Genomic DNA, 12,064 nt, shown 5'->3' with positions numbered 1-12,064 from the left:
AGGGGATGCCTCCCCAGAGGCCGCCGCAGAACACCTCCGGCGGCAAGAAGGCGTTTCTGGCGACGCGCACCCCTATCGAGCAGGACACTGGCCGAGGGCGTCGTTTCACGTGAAACAACGCCCTCGGCGTATGCGACGGCGCTCATGTTTCACGTGAAACATGAGCGCCGTTCGCCGGTCCTGAGCCAGGGGCGCGGGGCTCAGCTCTGTGCGTCCCACCACTTCTTGAGTTCCGCGACGGCCGCATCATGCTCCATCGGGCCGTTCTCCAGGCGGAGCTCCAGCAGGAACGCGTATGCCTTGCCGATGACCGGGCCCGGGCCCACACCGAGGATCTGCATGATCTCGTTGCCGTCCAGGTCCGGACGGATCGCGTCCAGCTGCTCCTGGCTCTGGAGCTGGGCGATGCGCTCCTCCAGCCCGTCGTAGGTACGGGAGAGGGCGGCGGCCTTGCGCTTGTTCCGGGTGGTGCAGTCCGAGCGGGTCAGCTTGTGCAGCCGCTCCAGGAGAGGGCCGGCGTCCCGTACGTAGCGACGCACGGCGGAGTCGGTCCACTCGCCGTCGCCGTACCCGTGGAAGCGCAGATGCAGCTCCACCAGCTTCGCGACGTCCTTGACCATGTCGTTGGAGTACTTGAGCGCGGTCATGCGCTTCTTGACCATCTTGGCGCCGACCACCTCATGGTGGTGGAAGGAGACCCGCCCGTCCTTCTCGAAGCGCCGCGTCCTCGGCTTTCCGATGTCATGCAGAAGGGCAGCGAGGCGCAGGACGAGGTCCGGCCCGTCCTGCTCCAGGTCGATGGCCTGCTCCAGGACGGTCAGGGAGTGCTCGTACACATCCTTGTGCCGGTGATGCTCGTCACTCTCCAGCCGGAGCGCGGGTAGTTCCGGCAGTACCTGCTGGGCGAGCCCCGTCCCGACGAGGAGGGAGAGGCCCTTGCGGGGGTGCGAGGAGAGCAGGAGCTTGTTGAGCTCTTCGCGCACCCTCTCGGCGGAGACGATCTCGATCCGGCCTGCCATCTCCGTCATGGCGGTGACGACCTCGGGCGCGACCTCGAAGTCGAGCTGGGCGGCGAAACGCGCGGCACGCAGCATGCGCAGCGGATCATCCGAAAAGGACTCCTCGGGCGTCCCAGGGGTGCGCAGCACCCGCTCGGCCAGATCCTCGAGCCCGCCGTGGGGATCGATGAAGTCCTTTTCCGGCAGCGCGACGGCCATGGCGTTGACCGTGAAGTCACGGCGCACGAGGTCGTCCTCGATGGAGTCGCCGTAGGACACCTCGGGCTTGCGCGAGGTCCTGTCGTACGCCTCGGACCGATATGTCGTGACTTCGATCTGGTAGCCGCTCTTCTGCGCGCCCACCGTGCCGAAGGCGATGCCGACCTCCCACACGGAGTCGGCCCACGGCCTGACGATCTTCAGCACGTCCTGGGGGCGGGCGTCGGTCGTGAAGTCCAGGTCGTTCCCGAGCCTGCCGAGGAGTGCGTCGCGGACCGAGCCACCGACCAGTGCGAGACTGAATCCGGCATCCTGGAATCGGCGGGCGAGATCGTCGGCGACCGGGGAGACCCGCAGCAGTTCGCTGACTGCGCGGTGCTGCACCTGGGTCAGGGCGCTGGAGTTGTCTTCATTGGCGTTCGGCACAACAGAAAAGGGTACGTGCCCGGGCCGGTCCGGGCGTCATGCGTTCCCTGCCCCTGCGAGACTCTCCCGATCATGCAGCGCACTCCCCAGCACTTAGTCCCGACGCACCTCGTTACCATGCGGGGACGCAGCAACGGACGACGATCAGCAGCAGTTGACGATGACGAGGGACGGGTACGCGTGGCCGAGGCGGCAGACATCCAGGGGATGATTCCCTCTCCTGCCCGCCGGTGGCTGCGGCGCACAGCCGCCGGGCTCGCCGGGGCTCCGCTCGTCGCCGCTCTGCTGGCCGGAGTGTCCGCTCCGCAGGCGCAGGCCGGCGGAACGGCGAAGGCTCCTACGGGCTCCAGCACGGTCTCGGTGTCGCTGGACGAGATCACCCCCAGCGCCCCCGTAAAAGGGGACACGCTGCGGATCTCCGGCACCCTGACGAACAAGGGCAAGGAGACGGTCACCGACGCCCAGGTCGATCTGCGGGTGGGGCCCCGGCTCTACAGCAGGTCCGCCATCGACACGGCCGCCCGCCGCACCGGATACCTGCCCGGTACCGACCCCTATCCGGTCGGGGGCAAGTACACGGTCGAGATCGACAAGCTCCGTTCGGGCATCAGCCAGGACTTCACGCTGTCGGTTCCGGTCAGCAAGCTCGACCTCGGCGACGACGGCGTCTACCAGCTGGGCGTCTCCCTGACGGGCCGCACGTCGCACACCGTGTACGACCAGGTGCTCGGCATCAAGCGGACCTTCCTGCCCTGGCAGGACGGGGACCGCGACTCCAAGATCGGGATCAGCTACCTGTGGCCGCTGATCGCCTCCGCGCACCTCACCGCGGAGACCGGCTCCGACGAGCAGCAGACCCCGGTGTTCGCCGACGACGACCTGGCCGCCGAGATCGCGCCGGGCGGCCGCCTCGAACAGATGGTGTCCCTCGGCAGCCAGCTGCCCGTGACCTGGGTCATCGATCCGGATCTGCTGGCCGGCGTCGACGCGATGACCAAGCCGTACCGGGTCAGGTCCGGCGACACCACGGTTGCCGGGACCAACCAGGAGGTGGCCAAGAAGTGGCTCACCTCGCTGGAAGCGGCCGTGTCCGAGGGCAAGGTCGTGGCCCTGCCGTTCGGCGACCCGGACCTGGCCTCGATCGCCCACCGCGGCAAGAACGTCTCGGGCACCCTCAGCCATCTCCAGACGGCCAGTGAGGTCGCCGGGATGACGGTGGAGACGATCCTCCACCTGAAGCCGTCGACGGACTTCGCCTGGCCGGTGGACGGGGCGGTGGACCCCTCCATCGTGGACGTCGCCACCTCGGCCGGCGCCCACCACGTGATCGCCCGCAGCGACAGCCTCGAAGAGGCCGGGAGCCTGTCGTACACGCCCTCCGCCGCCCGCCCGATCGGCGGCGGCACCACGGCGGTGGTCTCCGACGCCAGGCTCTCCACGGCCTTCCAGGGCGACATGGGCAACGCGGGGAACTCCACGCTCGCCGTGCAGAAGTTCCTCGCCCTGACCCTCGCCCTGGCCGAGCAGGACACGGACAAGGACCGCAGCATCGTCGTCGCCCCCCAGCGCATGCCGACGGTGGCCCAGGCCCAGTCGATGGCGCGCGCCCTGCGCACGCTGGACGACGACCGCTGGACGCACTTCCAGGGCCTGACCCAGGCATCCGCGACGAAGCCCGACGCGGAGGCGACCACCGAGGTACCGCCGGCCTCGCAGTACCCCAAGAAGCTGCGCAGCCAGGAGCTGCCCACCCAGGCATTCCAGGACATCAAGTCCATCCAGTCCTCGCTGGGCAACTTCCAGGTCATCCTCACCCACCCCGAGCGGGTGGTGACGCCCTTCGGCAACGCGGTCAACCGGTCCATGTCCACGTCGTGGCGGGGCAGGCCCCTGGCGGCCCAGCAGTACCGGGACTCCGTACGCGGCTACCTGCAGGGGCTCATCGGCGAGGTCCAGCTCATCTCGAAGTCGGACATCACCCTGTCCGGGCGCAGCGCCACGATCCCCGTGACCGTGCAGAACAGACTGCTGCAGGACGTCGAACACCTGGTGCTGCGGCTGAAGTCGGACAACAAGACCCGGCTCAAGCTGAACGACGGCGGCAGTGTGGCGGAGCAGCCCATCCAGATCGGCGCCGGGCACAGCCAGTCGGTGAAATTCGACGCGGCGGCCAACATCAACGGCCAGGTCCAGATGACCGCGCAGCTCTACACGGAGGACGGGACTCCCTACGGCCCGGAAATGGCCTTCACCGTGAAGGTCTCCGAGATCACGCCGACGGTGCTTCTGGTGATCGCCGGCGGGCTGCTGCTCCTGGTCCTCGCCGGCATCAGGATGTATGCACATCGCAAGCGCGCCAACGCGGGCGGCGCGGCGGGCGACGACGGCAGTGAACCCGAGCAGCCGAGTGACCCGACGCCGGACACCGGTCCCGAAAGCACGGAGCCGTCGGGCACGGGTGAGAAAGTGGACCGTTGAGCGATGTCTGTCGTGGCCGGTCGGCCGGGGACGATGAGGTGGGGTTTCGATGAACGCGCCGTACGACGGTGACCGCGGTCAGGGTACGGGCGGGGCCGGGTACTCCGGCGGCCCTCCGGTGCCCCCTGGGCCGGAGCAGGAACCGGCACCGGACCCGTATCTGCAGGCCGCGTACGACTACGACCCCTACCGGTCCCAGGACCTCTCCGCCCAGGACCCGGTGGACGAGGCGCTGTACGACCGCGCCGCGCACCCGCCGCCGCCCCCCGGCACCTACCAGCAGCCGCAGCCGCTCTACCAGCAGCCGCAGGCGTCCCCGTACGCCCCCGACCCCCGCATCTGGGCGCAGACTCCTCCGCCCGAGCCCGACGGGCCCTCGCGCCACCTCCCGTACGGGGACAACGCCGCGACGACCCAGTTCGTCGGCGTGGACGACCTGGTCACCCAGGCATCCGCGAGCCGCGAGGAGCCCGACGCCTTCGCTCATCTCTTCCGGGACCAGGAGGGGCCCGCGGGCCCGGCCGCCTCTCCGGTGCCCGCCCAGCCCGAGCCCGCCCCCGCTCCCGTGCCGCCCAAAGGGGGCAGCCGTGCCTCCGGGCTGCTGAAGTCCAGTGCGGTGATGGCGGCGGGCACGCTCGTCTCCCGCCTCACCGGCTTCATCCGCAGCCTCGTGATCACCGCGGCCCTCGGCGCGGCCCTGCTCGGTGACAGCTTCACCATCCCCTACACGCTGCCCACGATGATCTACATCCTCACCGTGGGCGGTGGCCTGAACTCCGTCTTCGTCCCCCAACTCGTCCGCTCCATGAAGGACGACGAGGACGGCGGCGAGGCGTATGCGAACCGGCTGCTGACCCTGGTGATGGTCGCCCTCGGCCTGATCGTCGGTGTGGCGGTCTTCGCCGCGCCCTGGCTCATCCGGCTGATGTCGTCGACGATCGCGGACGACCCGGCGGCCAACAACGTGGCCACCACGTTCGCCCGCTACTGCCTGCCCACCATCTTCTTCATGGGTGTGCACGTCGTGATGGGCCAGATTCTCAACGCCCGCGGCAAGTTCGGCGCGATGATGTGGACCCCGGTCCTCAACAACATCGTCATGATCTTCACCTTCGGCATGTTCATCTGGGTCTACGGCACCTCGCACGAGTCCCACATGGGCGTCCAGACGATCCCGCCGGATGGGGTGCGGCTGCTGGGCATCGGCACCCTGCTCGGTCTGATCGTCCAGGCACTGGCGATGATCCCGTACCTGCGCGAGGCCGGGTTCCGTTTCCGCCCGCGGTTCGACTGGAAGGGCCACGGACTGGGCAAGACGGTCAGTCTGGCCAAGTGGACGGTCCTGTTCGTCTTCGCCAACCAGGCCGGTGTCATCGTCGTCACCCAGCTGGCGACCGCCGCCGGCAAGGCGTCCGGCCGGGACGGAGCAGGCTTCCTCGCATACTCCAACGCCCAGCTGATCTGGGGCATGCCGCAGGCGATCATCACCGTCTCGGTCATGGCCGCCCTGCTGCCCCGGATCTCCCGGGCCGCCCACGACAACGACCCCGGCGCGGTCCGCGACGACATCTCGCAGGGCCTGCGCAACTCCGCCGTGGCCATCGTGCCGGTCGCCTTCGCCTTCCTCGCCCTGGGCGTACCGATGTGCACCCTGCTCTACGCGTCCAGCGGCCCCCAGGCCGCCCGCTCCATGGGCTTCATCCTGATGGCCTTCGGCCTCGGACTGATCCCCTACTCCGTGCAGTACGTGGTGCTGCGAGGGTTCTACGCGTACGAGGACACCCGCACGCCCTTCTACAACACGGTCATCGTCGCCCTGGTCAACGCGGCCGCCTCGGCCCTCTGCTACGTCGTGCTGCCCGCCCAGTGGGCCGTGGTCGGCATGGCCGCCTCGTACGGTCTCGCCTACGCCGTCGGCGTGGGGATCGCCTGGCGCCGGCTGCGCAACCGCCTGGGCGGGGACCTGGACGGTGCCCATGTGGTCCGCACCTACGCCCGGCTGTGCCTCGCCGCGCTCCCTGCCACCGTGATCGCCGGTGCCGTGGGCTTCGGTCTCCTGCACGTGCTCGGTGAGGGCGTCTTCAGCTCGCTCGTCGCGCTGATCTGCGGTGGGGCCATGCTGCTGGGAATCTTCTTCGTCGCGGCCAAGAGGATGCGGATCGAAGAGATCAACGGCATGGTCGGCATGGTCCGGGGACGGCTCGGCCGCTGAGGATGAGCCGCCCGCACAACCATCACCGGCCTCCGCGTGTCGTGCATAGCGCCGGAGTGTGGGCACAATTGGCGTGACTGTGCAGAGCTGGCTGGCATCGCGCAACGGATGGGGAGGCAGGAACGACGGTGGCGGAACGTAGCACGGCTGCCGTCGACGTGGCCGACAACAGCGGGGACGACCCGCTGACCGCCAAGGCGGACGAGGCCACGACCGACGGTACGGCAGAAGCGCAACGCGCGGCGGGCGACGAGCCCCAGGACGGGGACGGCGAGCAGGCCGCCCCCGAAGCCTCCGCAGCAACCCCGGAAACCCCCGCGACGGCCCCGGACCTGCACAGCGGTCACAAACTGGCCGGACGGTACCGGCTGGAGGAGTGCGTCACCCGTCTGGACGGGTTCAGCAGTTGGCGTGCCGTCGACGAGAAGCTGCGTCGTGCGGTGGGCGTCCACCTCCTCCCGTCCGACCACCCACGAGCACGTTCCGTACTGGCCGCCGCCCGGTCCTCCGCCCTGCTCGGTGACCCGCGCTTCGTGCAGGTCCTCGACGCCGTCGAGGAGGACGACCTCGTCTACGTCGTCCACGAGTGGCTCCCCGACGCCACCGAGCTCACGGCCCTGCTGGGCGCGGGGCCGATGGACGCCCACGACGCGTACCAGCTCGTCAGCCAGGTCTCCCAGGCCATGGCGGCAGCGCACCGGGAGGGGCTGGCCCATCTCAGGCTCACTCCCGGGGCCGTGCTGCGCAGCTCGTCGGGCCAGTACCGCATCCGCGGTCTCGCAGTGAACGCCGCCCTGCGGGGCATCACCTCCGACAGCCCCCAGCGTGCCGACACGGAGGCCATCGGCGCGCTGCTGTACGCCGCGCTGACCCAGCGCTGGCCGTACGAGAGCGATGCGTACGGCCTCACCGGCCTGCCCAAGGGCGTCGGGCTGCTCCCGCCCGACCAGGTGCGGGCAGGGGTCCACCGGGGGCTCTCCGAGATCGCCATGCGGGCGCTCGCCAACGACGGAGCCACGGCCTCCCGTCAGGAGCAGCCGTGCACCACCCCCGACGAGCTGGCCAAGGCCGTCGTGGCGATGCCGCGCATCCGCCCGCCGGAACCCACCTTCACCGCCCCGCCCGAGTACCAGCGGACCACCTACCAGCAGGGCACGTACGGCAGGCCCGCCATCCCCGGGGCCGTCGCGACCCAGCCCATCGCCCCCGTACCCCCCGCCCCGCTGCAGAGCCGCACCGGAAGGGCCCTGAAGTGGGCCGTCTCGGCGCTGCTGATCGCCGCACTGGGCCTGGGCAGCTGGCAGCTCGCCGAGACGCTTCTCAACCATGACACCAACTCGGGCGGCGGCCCCGGCACCACCCAGTCCAATCCGGAGAACGGCGACGCCCCTCCGGTCGAGAAGAGCAAGCCCGTCCCGATCGTCGGCGCCAAGGACTTCGACCCGCTCGGCGACGGGTCCGAGAGCCCCCAGGACGTAAACAACGTCTACGACGCGGATCCGAACACCTATTGGCACACGTCCTGGTACGCCTCCGCCGACTTCGGGAAGCTGAAGGACGGCGTCGGGGTCGTGCTCGATCTCGGCAAGGTGCAGCGGGTCGGCGCGGTGGACGTCTCCTTCCTCGGTGGCTCCACATCGGTCGAGCTGCGCACCTCCACCGGCTCCGCGGCGCCGAACATGCCCGACGGCTTCAGCAAGGCCGCCCAGGGTTCGGGGACGCAGGTGTCGCTCAAGCCTGGCAAGCCCGTGCAGGCTCGGTACCTTCTGGTCTGGCTCACCGAGCTGCCGCCGAGCAGCGAAGGGAACTTCCGGGGGAAAATCTCGGACATCAAGGTCACCAGCTGACGGCACCAGGACACACGAATACAGGGTCATGCCGGAGGTGTCGATCCAGCATGACCCTGTTCCTTTTGCGACGAGCCGTCCAAGCGTTCAGTACGAAGGCGTCTTGGAGTGCAGGCCGACATTGTCGTACTGGGACCAGCCCTCCGCATACGAAGAGAGCGGGTCCTTGTCGTAGACCATCGCCGTGTAGCAGGTATAGCTACCGAGCGACGCATTGTAGGAAAGTTTCGTGCAGTTATAGGATTTACCGTCTGTGTTCCGCACGATCTGAGCCTTGCCCCACACGTCCTCGGAGAGGGTGATACGCGCCCAGGCGGTATGGCACTTGACGCTGTACCGCAGCTCAACGGCCCCCAGCGTCCAGGTGGAGGTGCCGATGGACGAGCGCTTCACGGTGGTGGCGTCGCCGGAACACCCGGCGGAAATCGGGTTCTTCCCGTCCATCTCATAGGTGGCGGCCTGCGCACTCCCGGGAAGCGATACCGCAAGAACGGGTGCGGCGAGAACGACCAGCAGGACCTTACCCAGATACCGCTTCACATTTCTCCTCATTACCAGTTCCCCTTCCTTTCCTTCATCAATATACGACCGACGGCGGGCAATTCCCAAAGAATAAAGAAAGGCACATTGACGCCATTCCTATAATTCGCCCGCTACTGGTATTTACTTCTCGGCACGGATCGGTTTGAATGCACGGATGGCGTCTGCTGAGGAGGGAAACCGCGTGGCCTACGGCGGCGATGCCTCCATGCCAAGCGACTCGGACCTCCTCGCCCGGCACGTGGCCGGGGAATCGGACGCCTTCGGTGAGCTGGCTCGGCGCCATCGCGACCGTTTGTGGGCCGTGGCGCTACGGACGCTGGGGGACCGCGAGGAAGCGGCGGACGCCGTCCAGGACGCCCTGGTCTCCGCCTTCCGTGCCGCCCACACCTTCCGCGGCCAGTCCGCCGTCACCACCTGGCTGCACCGCATCACGGTGAACGCCTGCCTCGACCGGGTGCGCAAGGCCGCGTCCCGGAAGACCTCGCCCGTGGACGACCCGGAGCGGCTGGATCAGCTTCTGGAGCCCCACGAGTCCGCGGAGGCTCCGGCGGAACGTCGCGATCTCCACCGCGAACTCTTCGCCGCCCTGGCCACGCTCCCCGCCGAACAGCGGGCAGCCCTCGTCCTCGTCGACATGCAGGGCTACCCGGTGGCAGAGACGGCCCACATCCTCGACGTGCCCGTTGGCACCGTGAAGAGCCGCTGCGCACGGGGCCGAGCCCGACTCGCTCCTCTGCTCGCCCATCTCCGCCGTGGCGGCGAGGACAGCGAGGTGGCCGGCACAGAAGGGAACCGGACGCCCAGAGCGTCCGTCCCACCGGCGGCAGGGCCACGAGATGCGGGAGCGAGCGACCCCACTGTGATGAAGGGCGGAGGTGGACACCGATGACATCGACAGCCGACACGACCCAGCACCCGGACGTCTCGGAGATCTCCGACCTGACCGAGGGCCTGCTCTCCGAGACCCGAGCGGCCGAGGTCCGTGAGCATACGGCCGACTGCGAACTCTGCGCCGATGTCCTCGCCTCGCTGGAGGAGATCCGCGACCTGCTCGGCGAACTGCCCACGCCCGAGCCGATGCCCGCCGATGTCGCCGCCCGTATCGACGCGGCGCTCGCCGACGAGTCTCGGTCCCGGACGGCATCGGATGCGGCAGTCGATGTTTCACGTGAAACAGAGCCCGGCCTCATAGCCCCGGAACACCCGGACCGCCCTGCCGGACATCCGCGCGCGGCTACCGGCCCCGGGCGCGGCCCCGGCCGAAGGCGGCGTCGCACCACCGCCCTCGCTACGGCTCTCGGCGCCGCCGCCCTCGTCGGTGTGAGCGTCTTCCTGCTGCAGAACGCCCCGGTGTCACAGAGCAGCGAAGACGCCGGCGCAATACAGAAGGGAGTGGCGGTCCCCCAGAACGATGCTCAGGCATTCTCCCCGTCCACCCTCGCGGGCCAGGTGCGCGACCTGCTGAGCTCTCCGGCCGACACTGCCAGCCCGCAGGACTCACCGGAGTCCAGCGGCAAGGAACAGGCTCCGTCCGTCGGCGCGAAGTCCTCCCCTCAGATCCAGCCCTCGGACTCCGTGGCACCCGAGTCCCCCCTTCGCGCTCCGGCCGTGGACGTCCCCTTCTGCGTGGAACAGGGCATCGGGCGGAACACCGCCGCCCTCGCCATCGAAAAGGGCACCTACGAGGGCACCGCTGCCTTCCTCGTCGTTCTGCCGCACCCCACGGACCCCGCCAGCGTTCAGGCATACGTGGTCGACGCGTCCTGCGTCGGCGCCGAACCCCCGGCCAAGGGGAAACTCCTGCTGACGCACTCCTACACGCGCCCCTGAAAATCACGCCGCTCGCCACCCCGGCACGTCGGGAATGCATCCCCCGTAGGATCCGTTGGGTGGGGTGAGAGTCGTTGAACTGGCCCCAGTAGGCGTGGACAGTAGGCAGTCTGCAGAGACGAGGAAGAAACCCGTGAGCGACGTGCGTAATGTGATCATCATCGGCTCCGGCCCCGCCGGCTACACAGCCGCCCTTTACACCGCGCGCGCCTCGCTGAAGCCGCTGGTCTTCGAGGGGGCCGTCACCGCCGGTGGCGCACTGATGAACACCACCGACGTGGAGAACTTCCCGGGCTTCCAGGACGGCATCATGGGCCCGGAGCTCATGGACAACATGCGTGCTCAGGCCGAGCGCTTCGGCGCCGAGCTCGTCCCCGACGACGTGGTCTCCGTCGACCTCACCGGTGAGATCAAAACCGTCACCGACACCGCCGGCACCGTCCACCGCGCCAAGTCGGTCATCGTTACGACGGGTTCGCAGCACCGCAAGCTCGGTCTCCCCAACGAGGACGCCCTCTCCGGACGCGGCGTCTCCTGGTGCGCGACCTGTGACGGCTTCTTCTTCAAGGATCAGGACATCGCCGTGGTCGGCGGCGGCGACACCGCGATGGAAGAGGCGACCTTCCTCTCACGCTTCGCCAAGTCGGTCACGATCATCCACCGCCGTGACACGCTGCGCGCCTCCAAGACGATGCAGGAGCGTGCCTTCGCCGACCCGAAGATCAAGTTCGCGTGGGACAGCGAGGTCGCAGGGGTCAACGGCGAGCAGAAGCTCTCCGGTGTGACCCTGCGCAACACCAAGACCGGCGAGACGTCCGAGCTGCCGGTCACCGGGCTGTTCATCGCTGTCGGCCACGACCCGCGCACCGAGCTCTTCAAGGGCCAGCTGGACCTCGACGACGAGGGCTACCTGAAGGTGGCCGCTCCCTCGACCCGCACCAATCTGGCGGGTGTCTTCGGCGCGGGCGACGTCGTCGACCACACCTACCGCCAGGCGATCACCGCTGCCGGCACCGGCTGCTCCGCCGCCCTCGACGCCGAGCGTTTCCTTGCCGCGCTCGCCGACGACGAGAAGGCCGCTCCCGCGGCTGCCGTCTGACACACGTCTCATCCATATCCCCGCGCACACACCCCGCGAAGTTAAGGAGGCCGCCGTGGCCGGCGCCCTGAAGAACGTGACCGACGACTCCTTCGAGGAGGACGTCCTCAAGAGCGACAAGCCCGTGCTGGTGGACTTCTGGGCCGCCTGGTGCGGTCCGTGCCGCCAGATCGCGCCGTCGCTGGAGGCCATCGCGGCCGAGCACGGCGAGATCGAGGTCGTGAAGCTCAACATCGACGAGAACCCGGCCACCGCCGCCAAGTACGGCGTCATGTCCATCCCGACGCTGAACGTCTACCAGGGCGGCGAGGTCGCCAAGACCATCGTGGGCGCCAAGCCGAAGGCCGCGATCCTCCGCGACCTTGCGGGCTTCATCGCCGAGTAGGGCAGACGCAGCGCCGCTGTTTCACGT

Annotated in this window: 9 protein-coding genes; 7 read left to right on the top strand and 2 right to left on the bottom strand. The window is 68.9% G+C overall.

What is annotated here, in order from left to right; all coding sequences use genetic code 11:
* Positions 1–200 precede the first annotated feature (200 nt).
* On the bottom strand, positions 201–1,643 hold the full coding sequence (locus E6R18_RS30465) for a CCA tRNA nucleotidyltransferase (RefSeq protein WP_136320112.1): 1,443 nt from the start codon (positions 1,641–1,643) through the stop codon (positions 201–203).
* Between the two features lie 180 nt (positions 1,644–1,823).
* Between E6R18_RS30465 and E6R18_RS30460 the strand changes: the two genes are divergently transcribed.
* The 3 genes from E6R18_RS30460 to E6R18_RS30450 all read left to right on the top strand — a co-directional run bounded on the left by E6R18_RS30460 (position 1,824) and on the right by E6R18_RS30450 (position 8,180).
* Positions 1,824–4,121, top strand: coding sequence for a DUF6049 family protein (locus tag E6R18_RS30460; protein ID WP_136320111.1), 2,298 nt, complete (start codon positions 1,824–1,826; stop codon positions 4,119–4,121).
* A 49-nt stretch (positions 4,122–4,170) separates the two neighbouring features.
* On the top strand, positions 4,171–6,333 hold the full coding sequence (gene murJ, locus E6R18_RS30455; protein ID WP_136320110.1) for a murein biosynthesis integral membrane protein MurJ: 2,163 nt from the start codon (positions 4,171–4,173) through the stop codon (positions 6,331–6,333).
* A gap of 128 nt (positions 6,334–6,461) precedes the next feature.
* On the top strand, positions 6,462–8,180 hold the full coding sequence (locus E6R18_RS30450) for a protein kinase family protein (protein ID WP_136320109.1): 1,719 nt from the start codon (positions 6,462–6,464) through the stop codon (positions 8,178–8,180).
* Positions 8,181–8,267: 87 nt separating this feature from the next.
* On the opposite strand, the gene E6R18_RS30445 is transcribed toward E6R18_RS30450, so the two are convergent.
* Positions 8,268–8,720 (bottom strand): DUF2690 domain-containing protein, encoded by a 453-nt coding sequence (locus E6R18_RS30445; RefSeq protein WP_136320108.1) that lies wholly within the window; start codon positions 8,718–8,720, stop codon positions 8,268–8,270.
* Between the two features lie 157 nt (positions 8,721–8,877).
* On the opposite strand from E6R18_RS30445, the gene sigM reads away from it, so the two are divergent.
* The 4 genes from sigM to trxA all read left to right on the top strand — a co-directional run bounded on the left by sigM (position 8,878) and on the right by trxA (position 12,037).
* Positions 8,878–9,612: an RNA polymerase sigma factor SigM gene (gene sigM, locus E6R18_RS30440; protein ID WP_136320107.1), complete on the top strand. Its 735-nt coding sequence runs from the start codon at positions 8,878–8,880 to the stop codon at positions 9,610–9,612.
* A complete protein-coding gene (locus E6R18_RS30435) occupies positions 9,609–10,553 on the top strand; it encodes a hypothetical protein (protein WP_136320106.1) in 945 nt (314 codons plus the stop codon). The genes sigM and E6R18_RS30435 overlap by 4 nt, the downstream gene beginning before the upstream one ends.
* A 133-nt stretch (positions 10,554–10,686) precedes the next feature.
* Positions 10,687–11,652, top strand: a complete 966-nt coding sequence (trxB, locus tag E6R18_RS30430) for a thioredoxin-disulfide reductase (RefSeq protein ID WP_136320105.1) — start codon at positions 10,687–10,689, stop codon at positions 11,650–11,652.
* Positions 11,653–11,707: 55 nt separating this feature from the next.
* Positions 11,708–12,037, top strand: a complete 330-nt coding sequence (trxA, locus tag E6R18_RS30425) for a thioredoxin (protein ID WP_136202210.1) — start codon at positions 11,708–11,710, stop codon at positions 12,035–12,037.
* Positions 12,038–12,064 lie beyond the last annotated feature (27 nt).

This window comes from Streptomyces sp. A1277, from assembly GCF_004795015.1.
Lineage (GTDB): Bacteria > Actinomycetota > Actinomycetes > Streptomycetales > Streptomycetaceae > Streptomyces.
This window is presented reverse-complemented; position numbering and strand designations above follow the sequence as displayed.